14 protein-coding genes are annotated in these 20,471 nt (G+C 70.0%); 9 read left to right on the top strand and 5 right to left on the bottom strand.

Annotated features, from left to right (window positions below; translation table 11 throughout):
- From ACWEIJ_RS41075 to ACWEIJ_RS41050, 6 genes are all read left to right on the top strand, one after another.
- Entirely contained in the window at positions 1 to 999 is a 999-nt protein-coding gene (locus tag ACWEIJ_RS41075; protein WP_449842704.1) for an ABC transporter permease, read from the top strand.
- Entirely contained in the window at positions 996 to 2,675 is a 1,680-nt protein-coding gene (locus ACWEIJ_RS41070; protein WP_449842703.1) for a dipeptide/oligopeptide/nickel ABC transporter permease/ATP-binding protein, read from the top strand. Before ACWEIJ_RS41075 ends, ACWEIJ_RS41070 begins: the two co-directional genes overlap by 4 nt.
- The gene (locus ACWEIJ_RS41065; RefSeq protein ID WP_449842702.1) at positions 2,672 to 3,439 is read left to right on the top strand and encodes an ABC transporter ATP-binding protein; all 768 of its coding nucleotides are present in this window, start codon (positions 2,672 to 2,674) and stop codon (positions 3,437 to 3,439) included. The genes ACWEIJ_RS41070 and ACWEIJ_RS41065 overlap by 4 nt, the downstream gene beginning before the upstream one ends.
- Complete coding sequence (locus tag ACWEIJ_RS41060; protein ID WP_449842701.1) at positions 3,439 to 5,886, top strand: glycoside hydrolase family 2 protein; 2,448 nt, start codon at positions 3,439 to 3,441, stop codon at positions 5,884 to 5,886. Before ACWEIJ_RS41065 ends, ACWEIJ_RS41060 begins: the two co-directional genes overlap by 1 nt.
- A complete protein-coding gene (locus ACWEIJ_RS41055) occupies positions 5,883 to 6,728 on the top strand; it encodes a LacI family DNA-binding transcriptional regulator (RefSeq protein ID WP_449842700.1) in 846 nt (281 codons plus the stop codon). Before ACWEIJ_RS41060 ends, ACWEIJ_RS41055 begins: the two co-directional genes overlap by 4 nt.
- 208 nt (positions 6,729 to 6,936) lie before the next feature.
- Positions 6,937 to 9,294: a ricin-type beta-trefoil lectin domain protein gene (locus ACWEIJ_RS41050; RefSeq protein WP_449842699.1), complete on the top strand. Its 2,358-nt coding sequence runs from the start codon at positions 6,937 to 6,939 to the stop codon at positions 9,292 to 9,294.
- A 4-nt stretch (positions 9,295 to 9,298) separates the two neighbouring features.
- Here the strand turns inward: ACWEIJ_RS41050 and ACWEIJ_RS41045 are convergent, their stop codons facing one another.
- Genes ACWEIJ_RS41045 through ACWEIJ_RS41030 form a run of 4 tightly spaced genes read right to left on the bottom strand, consistent with a single transcriptional unit; the run spans position 9,299 to position 13,846 of the window.
- Positions 9,299 to 10,969, bottom strand: a complete 1,671-nt coding sequence (locus ACWEIJ_RS41045) for an amylo-alpha-1,6-glucosidase (RefSeq protein ID WP_449842698.1) — start codon at positions 10,967 to 10,969, stop codon at positions 9,299 to 9,301.
- A gap of 11 nt (positions 10,970 to 10,980) precedes the next feature.
- Positions 10,981 to 11,787, bottom strand: a complete 807-nt coding sequence (locus tag ACWEIJ_RS41040) for a carbohydrate ABC transporter permease (protein ID WP_449842697.1) — start codon at positions 11,785 to 11,787, stop codon at positions 10,981 to 10,983.
- The gene (locus tag ACWEIJ_RS41035; protein WP_449842696.1) at positions 11,784 to 12,641 is read right to left on the bottom strand and encodes a carbohydrate ABC transporter permease; all 858 of its coding nucleotides are present in this window, start codon (positions 12,639 to 12,641) and stop codon (positions 11,784 to 11,786) included. The genes ACWEIJ_RS41040 and ACWEIJ_RS41035 overlap by 4 nt, the downstream gene beginning before the upstream one ends.
- A gap of 2 nt (positions 12,642 to 12,643) precedes the next feature.
- Positions 12,644 to 13,846: a sugar ABC transporter substrate-binding protein gene (locus ACWEIJ_RS41030; RefSeq protein ID WP_449842695.1), complete on the bottom strand. Its 1,203-nt coding sequence runs from the start codon at positions 13,844 to 13,846 to the stop codon at positions 12,644 to 12,646.
- A 160-nt stretch (positions 13,847 to 14,006) separates the two neighbouring features.
- On the opposite strand from ACWEIJ_RS41030, the gene ACWEIJ_RS41025 reads away from it, so the two are divergent.
- The 3 genes from ACWEIJ_RS41025 (at position 14,007) to ACWEIJ_RS41015 (ending at position 18,653) form a co-directional block, all read left to right on the top strand.
- The gene (locus tag ACWEIJ_RS41025) at positions 14,007 to 15,020 is read left to right on the top strand and encodes a LacI family DNA-binding transcriptional regulator (RefSeq protein ID WP_449842694.1); all 1,014 of its coding nucleotides are present in this window, start codon (positions 14,007 to 14,009) and stop codon (positions 15,018 to 15,020) included.
- A 350-nt stretch (positions 15,021 to 15,370) separates the two neighbouring features.
- A complete protein-coding gene (locus ACWEIJ_RS41020) occupies positions 15,371 to 17,164 on the top strand; it encodes an RICIN domain-containing protein (RefSeq protein ID WP_449842693.1) in 1,794 nt (597 codons plus the stop codon).
- Positions 17,165 to 17,192: 28 nt separating this feature from the next.
- Positions 17,193 to 18,653: an arabinofuranosidase catalytic domain-containing protein gene (locus ACWEIJ_RS41015; RefSeq protein ID WP_449842692.1), complete on the top strand. Its 1,461-nt coding sequence runs from the start codon at positions 17,193 to 17,195 to the stop codon at positions 18,651 to 18,653.
- Between the two features lie 46 nt (positions 18,654 to 18,699).
- Here ACWEIJ_RS41015 and ACWEIJ_RS41010 read toward each other — a convergent pair whose 3' ends face one another.
- Positions 18,700 to 20,280, bottom strand: coding sequence for a PHP domain-containing protein (locus ACWEIJ_RS41010; protein ID WP_449842691.1), 1,581 nt, complete (start codon positions 20,278 to 20,280; stop codon positions 18,700 to 18,702).
- Positions 20,281 to 20,471: the final 191 nt, after the last annotated feature.

Genomic DNA, 20,471 nt, shown 5'->3' with positions numbered 1-20,471 from the left:
GTGGGCTACCACCTGCGCAAGCTCGCGTTCTACCTGGTGGCGCTGTGGGCCGCGGTGACGCTGAACTTCGTCGTGCCGCGGCTGATGCCGGGCGACCCGGTGGACATCCTGATGGCCAAGCTCCAGCAGCGCGGCGGGACCGTCGACCCCGGCGCCCGCAAGGCCTACGAGACGCTGCTCGGCACCGGCGGGCGCGACTCGGTGCTGCACGAGTACTTCGCGTACCTGGGCAACCTGGCGCGCGGTGACCTCGGGATCTCGGTCAGCGCCTTCCCGGCGAAGGTGTCGGACGTGATCGGCGACGCGCTGCCGTGGACGGTCGTGCTGGTCGGGCTCGCGACGCTGCTGTCGTTCCTGCTCGGGGTCGGGCTCGGCGCGGTCGTCGGCTGGAAGCGCGGCACGTGGCTCGACGCGCTGGTGCCCGCGACCACCGTGCTGTCGGCGGTGCCGTACTTCTGGCTGGCGCTCATCCTGGTCGCGGTGCTGTCGTCGGGGCTGGGCTGGTTCCCGCTCAACGGCGGCTACGACGTGGTGCTGGATCCGGGCTGGAGCGCGGAGTTCATCGGTTCCGCGATCTACCACGGCGCACTGCCCGCGTTGACGATCGTCATCTCGTCGATCGGCGGGTGGCTGCTGGGCATGCGCAACATGATGGTGTCGGCGATGTCGGAGGACTACGTGCTGACCGCCAGGGCGAAGGGCCTGACCGACGGCCGGATCATGGTCCGGTACGCGGCCCGCAACGCGGTGCTGCCGTCGGTCGCCGGGTTCGCGATCTCGCTCGGGTTCGTGGTGTCCGGGTCGATCGTCACCGAGCAGGTGTTCTCCTACCCCGGCATCGGCTCGAAGCTGCTGCAGGCCGTGCAGAACAACGACTACGCGCTCATGCAGGGCATCTTCCTGGTGATCACCATCGCGGTGCTCGGCGCGAACCTGGTCGTGGACCTGCTGTACGGGCTGATCGACGCCCGCACGAGGGATCGGAGCACGGTGTCATGACCTGGTCCGGCAAGCTCCGCGCGGGCCTCGGCCTCGCCGGGCTCATCGTCCTCTTCGGACTCCTCGGCCCGCTGCTCACCGGCGATCCGGCGACGATCAGGGACATCGGCCTCACGCCGCCAGGCGGTGAGCACCTCCTCGGCACGACGCTGACCGGCCAGGACGTCCTCGCCCAGCTCGCGCACGCCACCCGCGGCTCGCTGTGGATCGGCGTGCTCGTCGGGGTCATGGCGACCGTGCTGTCCGGGATCTTCGGCATCGCCGGCGCGTACGCGGGCGGGGTGGTCGACGAGGCGTTCTCGTTGTTCTCCAACGTGATGCTGGTGATCCCGGGCCTGCCGCTGGTCATCGTGGTCGCCGGGTTCGTCCCGGCCGACCGGCGCGGCACGTGGACGATCGCGCTCGTGCTGGCGATCACCGGCTGGGCGGCGGCCGCCCGTGTGCTGCGCGCGCAAACGCTGTCGTTGCGCAACCGTGACTACGTGGCGGCGGCACGGGTGTCCGGCGAGAAGACGTGGCGGGTGATCTGCGTGGAGATCCTGCCGAACCTGCTGCCGGTGCTCGCCTCGCAGTTCGTGTTCGCCGTCGTGCTGGCGATCCTCAGCGAGGCCGGGCTGTCGTTCCTCGGGCTCGGCGCGGCCAACTCGTCGACGCTCGGCACGATGCTCTACTACGCGCAGAACGGTTTCGCGCTGCAACGGCAGGCGTGGTGGTGGTTCGTCCCGCCCGGCCTGATCATCGCCCTGTTCGGCGGCGCGCTGGCGTTGATCAACTTCAGCATCGACGAGGTCGTCAACCCCCGGCTGCGCGACCGCGCGCGGCGCGAGCGGGACGTGGTGGCCCTCGACGCGGAGATCGCCCCGGCCGAGCCGGACGCCGTGCTGACGGTCAGGAACCTCAACGTCGTGTACCAGACCGCCACGCCGGTGCACGCCGTGAAGGACGTGTCGCTGACGTTGCGGCGCGGCGAGATCCTGGGTCTGGCGGGTGAGTCCGGCTGCGGCAAGACCACGCTCGCCTACGCGATCAACCGCCTGCACCGGCCACCGGCCGAGGTCACGTCCGGGTCGGTCCGCTTCGAGGACGTCGACGTGCTGGCGCTGGGGCCCGAGGAGCTCAGGGAGTTCCGCTGGGTCAGGCTCTCGATGGTGTTCCAGGGCGCGATGAACTCGCTGAACCCGGTCACGCCGATCCGGGCGCAGCTGCAGGACGTGCTGCGCACGCACCGGCCAGCCATGTCCACTCTGGACCGCGACGCGCGTTGTGCCGAGGTGTTGCGGCTGGTCGGCGTCGACCCGTCCCGGCTCGGCGCCTACCCGCACGAGCTGTCCGGCGGCATGCGGCAGCGGGTCATGATCGCCATGGCACTGCTGCTCGACCCGCAGGTCATGATCATGGACGAGCCCACCACCGCCCTCGACGTGCTGGTGCAGCGGGAGATCCTGAACGAGATCAAGCGCTTGCGCGACGAGCTGGGCTTCGCTGTCGTCTTCATCACGCACGACCTGCCGCTGCTGCTCGAACTGAGCGACCGGATCGCGGTGATGCGCGACGGCGAGGTCGTCGAGCACGCGCCGGCGGAGGAGATCTACCTGCGGCCGCGGCACCCGTACACGCGTCAGCTGCTGGCCTCGTTCCCCAGCCTGACCGGCGAGGCAGGAGCGCTGACCCGGTGACCACCCTCGAAGTCCGCGACCTGACCAAGTCGTTCCGCAAGCTGCGGGCGGTGGACGGCGTCTCGTTCACGCTCGCGGCCGGCCGCACGGTGGCGCTGGTCGGCGCCTCCGGTTCGGGCAAGTCCACGGTCGCCAGGATGATCGCCCACCTGGTCCGCCCCAGCTCGGGGGAGATCCTGCTGACCGGTCCGGACGGCGAGCCGGTGCCGCGCCGGGCCTACCGCGACCACGTGCAGATGATCTTCCAGGACCCGTTCGCGTCGCTCAACCCGTTCCACACCGTCGAACACCACCTCGCCCGGCCGTTGCGGCTGCACGGCCACTCGCGCGCGGACACGGCGGCGGAGGTCGTCAGGTTGCTGGAACGGGTGAGCCTCACGCCGGACTTCGCGCGCCGGCGGCCGCACGAGCTGTCCGGCGGGCAACGGCAGCGGGTCGCGATCGCCCGCGCGCTCGCACCGGGCGCCAAGGTGATCGTCGCCGACGAGCCTGTGTCCATGTTGGACGTGTCGATCCGGCTCGGCGTGCTCAAGCTGCTCTCCCGTCTGCAGCAGGAGGAGAACCTCGCCGTCCTCTACATCACGCACGACCTCGCCACCGCACGGCACTTCTCCGACGAGGTCCTGGTGATGCACCAGGGCCGGATCGTCGAGCGCGGCCCGGCCGGCGAGGTGCTCGTGCGTCCGGCGGATCCCTACACCCAGCGGCTCGCCGCGGCCGCACCCCGTCCCGAGGCGCGTTTCGGTCCAGGAGGCCTGACCTGATGATCCGCCAGTACCTGCACGACGGCTGGCAGCTGACCGCGCCGACCACCGAGGTCCCCGACCACGTCCGGGGCAGGACGGTGCCCGCGACCGTGCCCGGCAGCACCCACCTGGACCTGCTCGCCGCCGGGCTGATCCCCGACCCGTTCCTGGACCAGGCCGAGACCGAGCTGGCCTGGATGCACCGCGCGGACTGGTGCTACCGCACGGCCTTCCCGGCGTGGAAGGCGGACCCGGACGAACGGGTCGACCTCGTCTTCGACGGCCTGGACACGGTGGCCGCGGTCGAGCTCAACGGCACGCTGCTCGGCAACACCGTCAACATGCACCGCAGCTACCGCTTCGATGTCCGCGAGCTGATCACCAACGGGGACAACGATCTCACGGTGTCGTTCTCGTCCGCGCTGACGCACGCCGAGAAGGTCGAGGCCGCGCTCGGCCCGCGTGCGCACGTCAACGCCCACCCGTTCAACATGATCCGGAAGATGGCGTGCAGCTTCGGCTGGGACTGGGGACCCGACCTGCAGACCGCGGGCATCTGGCGGCCGGTCCGGCTGGAACGCTGGCACACCGCGAGGATCGCCGCGGCCCGGCCGGTGGTGACCGTCGCCGAGGACGGCACCGGTCTCGTCGAGCTGCACGCCGACATCGAGTGGGCGAACGACCGTCCGCAGGACCTCGCGCTGCAGGTCTCCGTCGGCGGACGCACGATCGTCCTCCCCGCGGCGCAACGCTCTCTCGTGGCACGCGTCGCGGTTCCCGGTGTCGCGCTCTGGTGGCCTGCCGGGCACGGCGCGCAGCCGCTCTACGACCTGGAGGTCGTGCTGCTCGCGGCGTCGGGCACGGAGATCGACCGGGTCGCGAAGCGGATCGGGTTCCGCACGGTCACCGTCGACACCACCCCGGACGAGATCGGCACGCCGTTCACCGTGATGGTGAACCGGAAGCCGGTGTTCATCAAGGGCGCCAACTGGATTCCCGACGACCACTTCCTCACCAGGATCACCCGCGACCGGCTCGCGCGGCGGATCGACCAGGCACTGGGCGCGCACGTGAACCTGCTGCGCGTGTGGGGTGGGGGGATCTACGAGTCCGACGACTTCTACGACCTCTGCGACGAACGGGGCGTGCTGGTGTGGCAGGACTTCCTGCTCGCCTGCGCCGCCTATCCGGAGGAGGAGCCGCTGCGGGGCGAGCTCGAAGCCGAGGCCCGCGAGAACGTCACCCGACTGATGTCCCACCCCTCGCTGGCGCTGTGGAACGGCAGCAACGAGAACATCTGGGGGTTCGCCGACTGGGGCTGGCCGTGGCAGCTCGAAGGCAGGACCTGGGGCCTGGACTACTACACCGAACTGCTGCCGCGGATCGTGGCCGAGCTCGACCCGACCCGGTTCTACTGCCCCAGCAGCCCGTACACCCCCGAGCCCGGCCTGCACCCCAACGACGAGAACCACGGCACCCGGCACGAGTGGGAGGTCTGGAACCGGATCGACTACACCCGTTACCGCGACCAGATTCCCCGGTTCTGCTCGGAGTTCGGCTTCCAGGGGCCGCCCACGTGGGCCACGCTCACCCGGTGGATCCACGACGAGCCGCTCACCCCGTCCTCGCCGAGCTTCCTGACGCACCAGAAGGCCGAGGACGGCAACGGCAAGCTCGACCGCGGCCTGGCGGCGCACCTACCCGTTCCGCAACGGTTCGAGGACTGGCACTGGGCCACGCAGCTCAACCAGGCCCGCGCGATCCGGTACGGCATCGAGCACTTCCGCTCCTGGTGGCCGCGCACCGCGGGGGCGGTCGTCTGGCAGCTCAACGACTGCTGGCCGGTCACGTCGTGGGCCGCGATCGACGGTGACGAACGGCAGAAGCCGCTCTGGTACGGGCTGCGGCACGCGTTCGCGCCCCGGATCCTGACCTTCCAGCCGCGCGACGACCGGTTCGTGCTCGTCGCGGTGAACGACCACGACGAGCCGTGGGACACCCACATCACGCTCGACCGGCAGTCGTTCCGCGGGGTGACGCTGCACCTGACTAGACTGCGGCGGACGGTGCCGCCCCGGTCGGTCCTCGAACTGCGGCTGGACGCACCGTTGCTCGAACCGGACCACGAGGACGCGGAGGTGCTGGTGGCGACCACCGCCGAGGCACGCGCGGTGCTGCCGTTCCTGGCCGACCGCGAGCTGTCCTACCACCCCGCTCCCCTTGCGGCGCAGGCGGAAGCCGTGCCGGACGGGTACGTGGTGGAGGTGCGCGCCGAGTCGTTCACGCAGGACGTGGCGATCCTGGCCGACCGGGTCGCGCCGGACGCGGTCGTCGACGACATGCTGGTGCCGTTGCTCGCGGGTGAGTCGCGGCGGTTCCACGTCCGCACTCAGGCCACTGTGGACCCCGCCGCGTTCACCGATCCGCTGGTGCTGCGCTGCGCCAACGATCTGGGCCGGCCGTGACCGCAGCACCGACGGGCGCGATCGGGCTCGTGCTGGCGAGGCCGGCCCGGCTGCTCGGGGTGGAACCGTTCTTCATGGAGTTCATCGCGGGCATCGAGGAACGTCTCGCCGAACGCGACCTGTCGGTGCTGCTGCACGTCGTGGCCGACCACGACGCCGAGATCGCCGCGTACCGCCGGTGGGCGGCACGCGGGCTCGTCGACGCGATCGTGATGGTCAACCCCACGGACGGCGACCCGCGCCCGGACGTCGTGCGGGAGCTGGGTTTCCCGGCCGTGGTCGTCGGTGAGGCGGGCGCGCCGGACCTGCCGGAGGTCCGCACCGACCACGCCGGACCGGTCGCCGCCGCTCTCGGCCACCTGCTCGACCTGGGGCACCGGCGCATCGCCAGGGTCACCGGCCCCAGCGCGTTGCTGCACACCCGCGCCCGCACGGCCGCGCTGCTGTCCGGGTGCGCCGCCGCCGGTGTCGAACCCACGATCGTCGAGGGCGACTACTCCGAGGAGGCGGGCGCGAAGCTGACCGCCGCACTCCTGCGCGCGCCCGAGCCGCCCACCGCGATCCTCTACGACAACGACGTCATGGCCGTCGCCGGGCTCGCCGCGGCGGCCGAGCTCGGCGTCACCGTGCCGGACCGGCTGAGCCTCGTGGCGTGGGACGACTCCACCCTGTGCCGGCTCGCCTCCCCCGCGCTGACCACGATGAGCGTCGACGTGCACCAGTTCGGCGTGGTGGTGGCGGAGTCCGTGCTCGAACGCATCGACGGCCTGCCCGTCGCTCCGCGCTGGTCCCCGACCGCGCGTTACGTGCCGCGAGGGACGACGGCACCCGCTGCTCGCTGACACTCATCTGAGGCTGGTCCGTTGTTACCGGCAAGTCAACGATTGACGTCATACGTTATACATCTTATGTTTCTGCGGCACGCCGCTACGCCTAATGCACGCCCACCCTCCGACAGGCGTCCCAACCCCCGACCGCACCCGGCCGTACCTCGGCCGGTACGTCGGCGCACCCGGAAAACCAATGACGTTCATCCGTTAGGAGCGCAACGTGTCGCACGTTCTCGCCCGATCCGCCGCAGCGCTGCTGCTCGCGGCCGGCAGTGCCTCGGTGCTGTCGACACCGGCCACAGCCGCGGTCATGACGACCGTCTACGCCTCGCCGTCCGGTTCCGGCACGGCCTGTTCGTCCGCCCAGCCGTGTTCGATCACCCAGGCCCGGACCGCGGTGCGCGCGATCGCGCCGAACATGACCGGCGACGTCGTCGTGCAGCTCGCGGCCGGCACGTACACGTTGAGCTCACCGCTCACCTTCACCGCCGCCGACTCCGGCACCAACGGCAACACCGTGCTCTGGCAGGGCGCACCGGGCGCGATCATCTCCGGCGGGCAGAAGGTCACCGGCTGGACGCAGGACAACGCCGGTCAGGACATCTGGAAGGCCAGCGTCGGCACCGGGTTCGACGCCCGGCAGCTCTACGTCGACGGCAAGATCGCGACCCGCGCCCGCACCGCGATCAACCGGTCCGACTTCACGTTGAGCTCCACCGGCATGACGTTCACCAGCAGCTCGCTGTCGTACCTGAACAACCTGGGCAACTCCAGCCGGGTCGAGCTGGAGTCGGCCAACTCGTTCACCGACCGGTTCACGCCGGTGCAGTCGATCTCCGGCAACACGATCACGATGCAGCAGCCCGCCTGGGACAACAACACCTGGGGCTGGGACACCGTGCAGAGCCCGTTCAACCAGGCCGGGTTCTGGCTGGCGAACGCCAGGGAGTTCCTCGACGCCGAGGGCGAGTGGTACCTCGACACCGCCACCGGCACGTTGTACTACAAGCCGTTGGCCGGGCAGAACATCGCCAACGCCGACGTGGAGCTGCCCAGGCTGCAGTCGCTGGTGAACGTCGGCGGGACCTATGACGCGCCGGCGCACAACATCTCGTTCTCGGGCCTGCAGTTCTCGTACACGAGCTGGCTGCAGCCGAGCACGAACGAGGGCTACGCGGACCAGCAGACCGGCGGCTACATCAAGGGCGTGTGGAGCACCAGGCCGTCCAACGGGTTCAGCACCTGCGGCTCCGGCTGCAGCCAGTTCGAGTCGACCCGGCCCGGTTTCAGCCAGATGCCCGCGGCGGTCCAGGTGTCCGCGGCCAACTCGATCACCTTCAGCGGCAGCAAGTTCTCGAGCATCGGCCAGGTCGGCATCGGCATCGGCAACGACGCCAACGGGCACACCACGGGCGTGGGCCTCGGCGTGAACAACGTGACCGTCACCGGCAGCACGTTCGAGCAGATCTCGGCCGGTGGCATCGTGGTCGGCGGCATGCGGGCCGACGCGCACCACCCGAGCGACAGCCGGATGACCGTCCAGAACGTGACCCTCAGCAACAACAAGGTCCACGACGTCGCCCTTGAGTACCGCAGCCACGTCGCCGTCCTGGTCACCTACGTCACGAACGCGACCATCTCGCACAACGAGATCTACAACATGCCCTACTCGGGCCTGAACCTCGGCTACGGCTGGGGCATCAACGACCCCGGCGGCAGCCAGGAGTACCAGAACCGCGGCACCTACAACTACCAGCCGCTCTACACCACGCCGACGACCGCGAAGAACAACCTGGTCATCGGCAACTACATCCACGACACGATGACGACCATGTCCGACGGCGGCGGCTTCTACATGCTGTCCGCGAGCCCCGGCACGGTGCTGAAGCAGAACTACTTCAAGACCATGAACCGCGGGTTCGACATGTACTTCGACGAGGGCTCGCGGTACGTCTCGGTGACGAACAACGTCTACCAGAGCGGCTGGAACTGGGCACACGCGAACGCCAACAGCAACAACCACACCGGTGACCTCACGCTGACCGACAACTGGTCCGACCACAACGGTGCCGACATCACCAACGGCACGTCGGGCAACACCGTCACGGGCACCGTCTTCGTCAGCAACGGCAGCTGGCCGAGCACCGCGCAGACCGTGATGGCGGCGGCCGGTGTGCAGAACACCCAGAACGTGAAGGTGGTCGGTCAGCAGTCCAACCGGTGCATGGACATCAACAACTCGACCACCACCAACGGCACGCAAGCCCAGCTGTGGGACTGCAACGGCAACACCAACCAGCGCTGGACCTACAACGCCTCCAGCAAGCAGCTGCTGGTGTACGGCAACAAGTGCCTGGACGCCTTCGGTGCGGGAACCACCAACGGCACCGCGACCGTGATCTGGGACTGCCACGGCGGCACCAACCAGCAGTGGAACCTCAACGCCAACGGCACCATCACCGGGGTGCAGTCGGGGCTGTGCCTGGACGCCAACGGTGCGGCCGTGGCGAACGGCACGCAGCTGCAGCTGTGGAGCTGCACGGGTGGCACCAACCAGCAGTGGAGCCTGGTCCCGTGACCGCTCAGGCTCGCCCGGCGAGGTAGAGGTAGGCGCCTGCGGTCCACGTGTAAGCGCGGTCCCGCAGGCCCTCCCCGGTGAGCGCGTCGAAGTTCTCGGCGAAACCTGATTTCTCGCAGGTGGCCCGGAACCGCGCGCTCACCTCCCCGGCCAGCTCCACCGCGCCACCGCGGCGCAGACCGTCCTCGATCAGCACGGTGGCGGGGGCCCAGACCGGCCCCCGCCAGTAGCCGTCCGGCTCGTAGAACGGCGAACCCGGCAGTTCGGTGGCCAGCCCGACGGACGTGAGGTGTGCGGCGACGCCGCGGCAGAGGTCGTCGAAGATCTCGCGCGGCAGGTGTTCGCCCAGCACCACGGGCATCAGGTCGAGCAGGCTCGCACCACGTCGTTTCACCCCGCTGGTCACGCCCTGGCTGACGAAGCAGTTGCCCTGCCAGAGCTCCTCGACCAGCGCGGCCAGCAGCGCGTCCGCCCGTTCGCCCCAGCGGGCGGACGCGTCCCCCGTCTCGGCGGCGAGCACGGCGAGCTCCTTCATCTGCAGCACCAGGAAAGCGGCGAGATCGGGCGAGCGGACGAGGCGTTCCTCGCGGAACACCGTCGAGTTGTCCCAGCCGCTGTCGTTGCCGTGCTCGTAGTGCGGCAGCCGGCTGCCCGGTGCCGTCCGGTGGTCCAGCCAGAACCAGGTCCACGCGCTGAGCTGCCGGTACGTCCGTTCGGGCTCCGGCAGGCGCGGAAGACGCCCGCGCAGCAGGGAAAGCGCCCACCCGTGGATCGGGGGCTTGACGAAGTTGCGGAGCACCTCCGAGTGGGTGATCGAGTCCGGCAGCGCGCCTTCCTCGTCCTGGTGGTCGAACACCACCTGGAACTGCTCCCAGGCGAGCTCGGGCGCGCCGGGGGCGAGCGCCAGCGCGGTGAAGCAGTGGTCCCAGCTCCACACCTTGTCCATCCAGTGCTTGGACATCAGCACCGCGGGCCGGCCCACGAACCCGGCGGGACGCACGGTGGCCGACCAGAGGACGTAGGCGGCGAGCTCGGCGGCCGGGGTGTGGTCGCCGCGCCACGGTGCCACGGCGTCGGCGAAGTCCTCGAACTCCTCCCCCGCGGCCTTCAGATCGTCGTCGAACCCCCTGCTGGGCGGCGAGAACCTGCGCGTGGTGCCGATCTCCTCCACCAGCAGCTCCCACGGCTCCTCCTCGGTGAGGACGACCGCGCGTTCCGCGGTCCCGAGCTCCTGGTCGCCGTTCTGGCGCCACCGTCCGGAAAGGACGGTCAGGCGGTAGCGGTGCCCGGTCTCGTAGGAGGTGAGCACGACGCCGCCGGCCGGGTCGGCGAAGGAGTACGTGCCGGTGAACGGCGTCAGCGTCGGCTGGGCGGACCGCAGCCGCATCCCCAGGCCGGTGCCGGAGATCCGCAGCGTGTCCGGTGACGAGAACACCGCCGTGACGCGCCGGTCGCCGGCCTGCCAGGTGAGCGCGGCCGGGGTGGCCGTCACCTCGACGGGTGTGCGGTCGCCGCCCAGCTCCGGGACGAGCGACAGGACGGGGTGCATGCCGTTGCGGTGCGAGACGAGGTGCACGTCCTCGGCGTAGGAGGCGAGGCCGACCACCGGGGAAAGGCCGAACCACGCGCCGAACCGGCTGAAGGGGATCTCGCGCACGGAGAACTCGGTTGCCACGGATGTTCCTCTCAGTCCTTCACGGCGCCGGAGGTCACCCCGGCGGCGACGTAGCGCTGGGCCACCACGAGCAGCACGGACGCGGGCACCGACGCGACCACCGCGGTGGCCATGATCGAGTTCCACTCCTGGTTGTTGTTGCCGATGTAGCGGTAGATGCCGAGGGTGAGCGGTTTCAGCGCGCCGCCCGAGTCGAGCGTCGCGGCGAAGACGAAGTCCGACCACGCCCACAGGAACGAGAACAGCGCCGCGGTGACCACGCCGTTGCGGCTCGCGGGCAGCACGATCGAGACGAACGTGCGCCACGGTCCGGCGCCGTCGATCCGTGCGGCCTGCAGCAGCTCGTCGGGCACCGCCGCGATGAACGAGGTGAGGATCAGCACCGCGAACGGCACTGCGACCGTGGAGTCCGCGAAGACCAGGCCCCACACCGTGTTCGTGATGCCGAGGCTGACGTAGATGCCGTAGAAGCCGAGCGCCATGATGATCCCGGGGATCATCTGCGCGACCAGCAGCACGAACCCGAGCACGCGGCGTCCCGCGGGCCACAGCTTCGCGAGCGAGTACGCGGCGGGCGCGGCCAGTACCAGCGTCAGCACGACGGTGCCCAGTGACACCAGCAGACTCGTGCCGAAGTACGGCAGCTGCTCGCGCAACACCCGTTCGTAGCCCTCGGTCGTCGGTGAGGACGGGAACAGGCTGGGCGGCGACCGGCGCAGGTCGCGGGCGGGCGTGAGCGACACGTTGATCATCCAGTAGACCGGGAACAACATCACCGCGGTCAGCAGCACACCGGTCACCGTCCGCCAGGCCCTCATGCGCGCTCCTGGGCCCGGATGTACAGCAGTCCCGCCACCAGCGAGACGAGGATCAGCGCGTTGCCCACCGCGGCGCTCGGCCCGAACCTGGGCAGCATGCTGCCGAACCCGAGCTCGTAGGACCAGGTCGCGAGCGTGGTGGACGAGCCGCTCGGCCCTCCCCTGGTCATGATCCAGATGAGGTCGAACACCTTGAGCGTGTAGACCAGGCCGAGCAGCAGCGTGATCGCCGAGACCGGGCGCAGCATCGGGAACGTGACGTGCCGGAACGTCTGCCAGCCGCTCGCACCGTCCAAAGAGGACGCCTCGTACACCTCGGGCGGGATGGTGCGCAGCCCGCTGTACAGCACGACGAGGTTGAACGGCACGCCGATCCAGATGTTGGCGATGGTGACCGACACCAGCGACCACTCCGGCGAGGTCAGCCAATGGATCTTGGCGCCAAGCAGGGCGTTGACCAGGCCGGACTCGCTGTTGAGCAGCCACGCCCAGGTCGACGCCGACACGATCAGCGGCAGCAGCCACGGCACCAGGAACAACGCGCGCAACGTTGCGGACAACGGGAAGTCGCGTGCGAAGAACACGGCCAGCGCGAAGCCGATGGTGTACTGGAAGGCCAGCGACACGGCCGTGAACAGCACTGTGTTCACGACCGCACGCTGGAAGGTCGGGTCGGCGAGCACGGCGGCGTAGTTCTCGAACCCGACGAACGGAGCGCCGCCGTGCACGAACGTCCGCACGGTGTAGCCGCGGACGCTCAGGTTCAGGTTGGTGTAGAGGGGATACGCGTAGCAGACCAGCAGGTAGGCCACGAGCGGAGCCGCGAACGCCCAGGCGGCGAGACGTGGGCGCACGGCTACTTCGCGGCGGCCGCGGTGGCTTGGGCGTCCTTCAACGCGTCCGCCGGTGTCTTCGACCCGGTGAGCGCGGCCTGCACGGCACCCCACAGCGGCTGCGAGATCCGCGGGTAGCGGGTGCCGAGGTTGTCCCCGGTGCGTCCCTTGGCGTTCTGCACGGCGTCCACCCAGACCTTCAGCTCGGGCATGGCGGCGATCTGGTGTTGCTGCACCGACGGCACCGCCGAGACGTACGTCAGCGCGGTGTCGGCCGCGAGCACCCGGTCGGGGCTGGTGAGGCAGGTGGCGATCTTCCCGGCCGTGGTCTCGGTGGCCTTGTCGTCCTGCACCGGCACGGTGACGAACTCACCGCCCGTCGGCGCGGGCGCGGTGCCCCCGGTGCGGCCGGGGATCGCGATCACGCCGTACTCGAAGCCGGTCTTCTTCGCGTTCTGCAGCTGCCAGGTGCCGTTCTCGGCGAACGCGTAGTCGCCGGTGGCGAACTCCTGCCAGCTGGTGGTCTGCGTGTTGCCGATCACCGAGTTCGGTGCGTAACCCTTGTCCAGCCAGGACTTCCACAGCTCCAGCGCACCGGCCGCCTGGGTGGAGGCGAGGTCCGTCAGTGCCGCGCCGGAGCCCCAGAACCACGGCAGGAACTGGAAGGTGCCCTCCTCGGTGCCGATCGCGGAGAACGTGATGCCCTTCTTGCCCGCCGCCTTGACCTTGGCCAGCGCGGCGTCGAGCGACGCCCAGTCCTTGATCGAGCCCGGATCGACGCCGGCCGCGGTCAGCACGGTCTTGTTGTAGTAGAGCGCCAGGGTGTTCGCGCCGATCGGCGTGCCGTAGGTCTGGCCGTTCAGCGTGCCGGCGGACACGAGGTTGGGTGCCGCGGCGGACGCGTCGAGGCCCGCCTCGGAGATCGGCCGGAGCACCCCGGCCTCGGCGAGCGTCGACACCACGGGGTTGTCGACGACCAGGACCTGCGGCGCGGTGCGCTGCTGTGCCGCGAGCAGCACCTTGTTCGTCAGGTCGGTGGTGTCGAAGGCCTGTCGCTGGATCTTCACCCCGGCCTCGGCCCCGCACTTGTCGATCGTCTTCGCCCAGTCCGACTCGGCGGCGAACTGCGGGTACGGGTCCCAGACCGCGAAGGTGTCGCGCGCCGTGGGCGCCGACGAGCACGCGGCCAACCCGGCCGCGAGGAGAGCGAGAGCTGCGCGCCGCATGCGTGGTCCTCCCTGCCGACGTCGTTGCCGGCAACCATCGAACCGGTTCGATTTTCGAGCAGCCGCGCCAACGTAGCCGCGCCGACTCAGCCTGCGCAAGGGGTGATGTCCTACGCTGTCGATTGTCGAATCGGTTCCTTCGACGGGACGGGGCGCAGCCATGAACATCGGAGAGATCGCCAAGCGGGCGGGCGTGTCCCGCAGCACGGTGTCGTACGCGCTGAGCGGCAAACGCCCCGTGTCCGCGGCGACCGTGCGCCGGATCAACGACGTCATCGCCGAGCTCGGCTACCGCCCGAACGCGAGCGCCCGCGCCCTGGCCGAGGGCAGGACCAGGACGTTCGGCCTGGTCATCCCACCGGCGAGCAGCCGCCTGACCGACGTCCAGCTGAGCTTCGTGGCGAGCGTCGTCGAGTCGGCCGCGGTGCACGACCACGACGTGCTGCTCTCCCCGAGCGGAGGCGACCACGACCGCTCCTTCGACCGAGTGGTCACCGGCCGCCGCGTCGACGGCGTGATCCTCATGGAGATCCTCCTGCACGACCCGCGCGTCGACCGCCTCACCAGCACGGGCCTGCCGTTCGTGACGATCGGCCACGTCGAGGACCCCGCGGCCTCGTGGTGGGTCGACGTCGACTACGGCAGCCTGATCGGCCGCTGCGTCCGCCACCTCGCCGACCTCGGCCACCGCGACATCGTGCTGATCAACCGCTCGGCCGAGCTGGTCGCCTCCGGCTACGGCCCCGCGGTCCGCGCGACAGAGGCGTTCCTGGAAGCCGCCGCCGCCCGCGGCGTGACCGCGCACGACGTGTGCTGCGCCGACGACCCCGCCGCCGGCCTGGCCTGCTTCGAGCAGATCCGGTCCCGCTGGCCGGAGGTGACCGCGGCCGTGACGATCAACGAGGCGGCCCTGCCCGGCGTGCAGCGCGCCCTGCACCGGGCCGGCCTGGACGTGCCGCGCGACTTCTCGCTCACCGGCGTGATCGCCGACCGGCTGGCCGAGGACTTCCACCCGCCGCTGACCGCGGCCGACGTGCCGGCCGGGGAGATGGCGCGGCTCGCGGTCGAGCTGCTGCTGGAGCAGATCGCGGACGGGGAGGCGTTGGCGCGGCACGCGTTGCTGGCGCCGCCGATCACGTTGCGGTCGAGCACCGGGGCGCGGCTGGGCGGCTGAGTCGCGGCAAGCCAGGCTGCGGAGTCACCGCTGGCGGCGAAGCCGCCGGGCACCTGAACGCGGTCGAAGCAGCAGTGGCGCGGCGACCGAGGTCCGGGCCTCGACTCCCGGACATCCGCGCCAAGCAGCCTGGCCGCGCCGAGCAACGTGACCGCCAAGCAGCCTGTCCGACCCGCGCAGCCTTCCCGAGCCGAGGCGAGCCGCGGCCTGCCTGCGCGAACGCGAACTGTCGAATGCCGAACCGGTTCGACACCTGACCCCTTGCCATCTCCGAGCAACTGCGCGTACTTTCAGGCAGCGATCGAACCGGTTCGAGTCTCCGTCACCCCTGACCCAGTTTCGGAGTCCTCATGGTTCACCGACGCACCAGTACGACACTCCTCGCCATCACCGCATCCGTCCTGGCCCTCGCCATGCCCGCGCAAGCCGCCAACGAGTCGATCGGCGTCGACTTCTCCGTCACGAACGGCACCCCCACCTACCGCGCCTCGGGCTGGATCTACGGCATGACGGAGAACGCGGCGGCCCCTGCCGACCACTTCTTCCGCGACGTCAAGTTCCGCTACATGCGGGCCGGTGGCGCGCAGCTCGACAGCCCGGGCGGCTGGGTGCAGGGCAAGTACGACCGAAGGTGGAACGCGACGCGCGCGCAGCTGCTGCGAACGAGGCAGCTGGGCGGCGAGTTCGTGTTGCTCGTGCACGATCTCTGGGGCGCGGACGGGTATCCGATCTCGCGCTTCCCCGGCGACAACGGCAACTGGTCCGACTACGACGCCTTCCTCACCCGCGTGATCGACGACGTGCGGGCGACCGGGGTGCCGGTGCAGTGGGACCTGTGGAACGAGCCCAACATCACGACGTTCTGGAACCGGCCGCAGTCGCAGTACTTCGAGCTGTGGCGGCGTGCGTTCCAGCGGATCCGGGCGGCCTTCCCGACGCAGCTGATCGTCGGGCCGAGCCTGGCGGGCGTGCCGTCGAACGGGGGCTGGTGGACGCAGTACCTGGACTTCGTGCGCGCCAACAACGTCGTACCCGACATCGTCAGCTGGCACGCGCTGCCGAGTGACCCGGTGGCCAACGTGGCGACGGCGAACTCGACGCTCAACGCGCGCGGCATTCCGCATCCGCGGCCGTACCAGATCAACGAGTACGGCGCGGGCAACGAGCAGAACCCCGGCGACGGAGCCTGGTACATCGCACGGCTGGAGCGGGCCGGGGCCGACGGGTTGCGGGCGAACTGGGCCAGTGGCGGCAACCTGCACAACGATCTCGCCAACCTGCTCGTCCACAACTCCTCCGGGCAGTACCAGCCCAAGGGCGAGTGGTGGGCGTACCGGTTCTACGGGTCGCAGACCGGGCAGGTGGTCGCCTCGACGCCGAGCCAGTCGTACGACCTGTTCGCCACCAAGGCGAACGGCTCGGCGAGGATCCTCGTCGGCGGCGGCAGCACCACCGGCAACGTCGCGGTCGGGCTGCAGCGGCTCGACACCACCACCGGCATCGTGCAGAACAACCAGGTGCGGGTGCTCGTGCAGCGCATCCCGTACAACAACGGCGGCGCCGTGCAGGGGCCGGTCACCATCCAGAACAGCGTGGTGTCGTTGTCCGGCAACGCGACGACGGTCAACGTGCCCCACAACGACGTCAACGAGACGTTCACGATCACGCTGCTGCCGCCCGTCGAGAGCGGCTTCCAGTCCGTCGCGGCCGCCCAGCACTCGCAGCAGTGCCTGGACAACACGGACCTGAGCACGGCCGACGGCACGCAGCAGCAACAGTTCTACTGCGAGGGCGGCGACCAGCAGCTGTGGAACTTCGCGCCGGTGCAGGGCGTCGCGGACACGTACACCGTGAGCAACCAGCTGTCGGGCAAGTGCCTCGACATCAACGGGACCTCGGACGGTGCCGCCGTCACGCAGCAGGCCTGCGCCGCGAACGCGACCAACCAGCAGTTCACCTTGCGGAAGGTCACCTACAGCGGCAACGACCCGCACGACTACCAGCTCGTCGCCCGGCACAGCGGCAAGTGCGTCGACGTCAACGGCATCTCCACGGCCGCGCGCGCCCAGATCATCCAGTGGACCTGCAAGCCGGTCACCCAGGGCACCGAACTGAACCAGACCTGGCGGATCTGGGGCCGGTAAAGCCCGAACCTTCCCGAGGAGAAAGACAATGCTGTCTTCATCCCACCCCCGTCGCTGGCTCGCGACGGTCGGCGCATGCCTCGCGGTGATGTTCGCCGTCGCACCCGCGCCCAACTCGTTGGCGGCCGCCACGGCGCCGTGCGACATCTACGCCGCGGGCGGCACACCCTGCGTGGCCGCGCACAGCACCACGCGCGCCCTTTACGGCACGTACAGCGGAAACCTCTACCAGGTCCGGCGTTCGTCGGACAACGCCACGAAGAACATCCCGGTGCTGGCCGCGGGCGGCACGGCGGACGGCGCGGCCCAGGACGCGTTCTGCGCCGGCACGTCGTGCGTGGTCACGGTGATCTACGACCAGTCCGGCCGCGGCAACGACCTGTGGTACCAGGGTTCGGCCCAGGTGCCGGGCTCACCGCAGAGCAGGCCGGCGAACGCCACCTCCGAGTCGCTGACCGTCGGCGGCGGCAAGGCGTACTCGCTCTACATCAACCCCGGCAACAGCTACTGGCGCGACGGCCACCTGACCGGCGTTCCCACCGGCAGCGCGCCGGAGGGCATGTACATGGTCACCAGCGGCGCGCACGTCAACGGCGGCTGCTGCTTCGACTACGGCAACAGCGAGACGACCAGGAAAGCGGACGCCGCCGGGGCGATGGACGCGATCAACTTCAGCACCCAGTGCTGGTTCGGCGGCTGCTCCGGCACCGGCCCGTGGGTGCAGGCGGACCTGGAGTGGGGCCTGTTCCCCGGTGGCAGCAAGTCCTGGAACCCCAACCAGAGGGCGTTCCCGAACAAGTTCGTGACCGCGATGCTCAAGAACAACGGCACCTCGCGGTTCGCCATGAAGGGCGGCAACGCCCAGTCCGGCTCGATGACGACGTTGTGGGACGGCTCGCTGCCGTCCGGCTACAGCCCCATGAAGAAGCAGGGGGCGATCATCCTCGGCAGCGGCGGTGACTGCTGCAAACCGGACGGTGGCGCCAACCTCAGCGCGGGCACGTTCTACGAGGGCGCCATGGTGGCCGGATATCCGTCCGACGCCACCGAGGACGCGGTGCAGGCCAACATCATCGCGGCCGGCTACAGCACCGGTGGCACCGGCAACACCGGTGCGATCCGCGGCACCGGATCCGGTCGTTGCCTGGACGTCGGCAACACCGCACCCGGCACCCAGCTGCAGATCTGGGACTGCAACGGCGGTGCCAACCAGGCGTGGACCCGCACCGCGTCCGGCCAGCTGACCGTCTACAGCGGAACGAACCTCAGGTGTGCGACGGCGTCCGGCACGAACGCCGGAGCCGCGGTCACGATCGCGTCGTGCGACGGCGGCACGGCGCAACAGTGGCAGTTCAACGCCAACAGCACCGTCACGAACACCAGGTCCGGCCTGTGCCTGGACGTCAACGGCGCCGCCACCGGCAACGGCGCCAAGGTGATCGTGTGGAGCTGTCACGGGGCGTCCAACCAGCAGTGGACGATCGGCTAGGAAAACGCCGGGCGTGGCCACACCCGGTGGCCACGCCCGGCTCCTTTCACCGTCCGGCGGCGGCGAACACCGGGTTCGAGTAGAACCAGAGGTCCTCCCACGGGTCGGACTTGCCGACCACGTCCAGCGCCGGCCCGGCCGGGTCCACCGCGGCACCGTGGTGGCCGACCGAGCCGCGCTTGCCGTCGGTACCGCGCACCCGCACGTAGAACGGCCCGTCGACGGTGATCCGGTGCACCAGCTCGACGGTGCCGGTGCGCTGCCGGACGTCCCACGACCGGACAACCTTGGTGTCAGGCGTGTGGAACACCGAGCGGTCCGATGCCGGACCGGTGATGCCGCCGACGATCAGGTCGACCCGCGCGAGCTCCGGCACGAACCCGGCGAAGTTCGGGCGGTCGGCCAGGTCCACCCGGACCACCACCTCCACCACGTCACCTCGACATGCCCGCAACGTGCCGCCCATCGCCGCGCACTGCCCGAACCGCCCGCGCAGCCGGACGTCCAGGCCCGCCACGAGATCGCCGAGGCAGACCCACATCCGGCCGGCCCGCATCGCCCGCATCACCTCGCCGTGCCCGCGCCGGGTCACCCCGACCCAGGTCTTGTTGTAGGCACCGGGCGGGAAGGAGCTGTACTCGACGACCGGGCGACCGGCGTTCACCGGGTCCGGGAAGCGGCCGGTGGTGGCGAACGTGTGCCCCTCGCCGTCGTACGGGATCTCGTCGTAGGCCTGCTGGTCCAGCCGGTCGACCGGGTTCTTCACCCAGTCACCGCACCCCTGGTGGCCGTCCGAGGTGGTGGTGATCCACCACGGCTTGCCCTCTGCGAGCAGGCTGTCCCACAGTCCGCCGACCGTGGCCGCCGCCCAGTCGAATCCGCCCCACGTGCGGTAGCTCTCGGGGGGATAACCGGGGAACGAGAACTTGCCCGGCGCCGAGTCGTACAGCCCGCGGCCGCGCGCCATGCCCGGCGCGGGCAGACCGGCCGCCTGGTGACCGGGCGCGCCCTCCATGCCGATCACGATGCCGGGCGCGGTGTCGCGCCAGGCACGGGTTTCCTGCGGTGAGTTGATGCCCAGCCGGGAGGGGTGGTTGGGCAGCACGAGCGCGTCGGCGATGCGGCCGGTGGCGACGGCGTTCTGCAGGAACTTCAACGCCTGCACCGCGATCGCCTCGTTGGCCGGGGTGCCGTCGCGCGTGCCGTTGACCCGCGCGTCGAACCTGGTGACGAACTCCTGCAGCAGAGCGCCCTCGTTGCGGCCGGGCGCGAGCATCAGCGTGGTGTGCTCACCGGCCGGGATGTTCCACTCCAGACCGGTGAAGACCAGCATGTCGGCGTACTCCCGCCGGGCCGCCGCGATGTCGGCGACCAGTGGCGTGACGCTGTACTTCGCGAACGGGACGTTGCCGTGGTCGGTGATCGCGAGCCAGCTCAGGCCGTGCCGGGCCGCGCGCTCGACCTGCGTGGCGACCGGGTACATCGCGTCGTTGCTGTACTGCGTGTGGATGTGGTGGTCACCGGCGAGCCACTGGTAGCCGTCGCTCGACGCCTGCGCGGGAGTGCTGCTCAACGCGGCTCCGGCGACGAGGCCGGAGCCGATCAGGAACGTGCGCCGATCGGTCATGACGCGAAGCCAAGCTAACGTGAGAAAATTTCAGATATTGTGGACATGACGACACGGTGTACGCAGGGCAACGAACTGCTGACCTCTTTCGACGAAGAGGCGCGGAACAAGATTCCGAAAGCAGCGGACGAAAGTCCGCGACTTGCCGAACAACCGACGCCCTCACTGTTCCCGCGAACGGGTGACGGGAG

The sequence above is a fragment of the Lentzea sp. NPDC004789 genome, assembly GCF_053601075.1.
The sequence above is the reverse complement of the archived record's forward strand: the minus strand, read 5'-3'. Positions and strand labels throughout refer to the sequence as shown.

What these genes read in the sequence shown, in the direction of transcription:
- ACWEIJ_RS41020 (WP_449842693.1), top strand. Translation starts at nt 15,371, where the DNA reads ATGGTTCACCGACGCACCAGTACGACACTCCTCGCCATCACCGCATCC.
- ACWEIJ_RS41060 (WP_449842701.1), top strand. Translation starts at nt 3,439, where the DNA reads ATGATCCGCCAGTACCTGCACGACGGCTGGCAGCTGACCGCGCCGACC.
- ACWEIJ_RS41015 (WP_449842692.1), top strand. Translation starts at nt 17,193, where the DNA reads ATGCTGTCTTCATCCCACCCCCGTCGCTGGCTCGCGACGGTCGGCGCA.
- ACWEIJ_RS41070 (WP_449842703.1), top strand. Translation starts at nt 996, where the DNA reads ATGACCTGGTCCGGCAAGCTCCGCGCGGGCCTCGGCCTCGCCGGGCTC.
- ACWEIJ_RS41025 (WP_449842694.1), top strand. Translation starts at nt 14,007, where the DNA reads ATGAACATCGGAGAGATCGCCAAGCGGGCGGGCGTGTCCCGCAGCACG.
- ACWEIJ_RS41040 (WP_449842697.1), bottom strand. Translation starts at nt 11,787, where the DNA reads ATGAGGGCCTGGCGGACGGTGACCGGTGTGCTGCTGACCGCGGTGATG.
- ACWEIJ_RS41010 (WP_449842691.1), bottom strand. Translation starts at nt 20,280, where the DNA reads ATGACCGATCGGCGCACGTTCCTGATCGGCTCCGGCCTCGTCGCCGGA.
- ACWEIJ_RS41030 (WP_449842695.1), bottom strand. Translation starts at nt 13,846, where the DNA reads ATGCGGCGCGCAGCTCTCGCTCTCCTCGCGGCCGGGTTGGCCGCGTGC.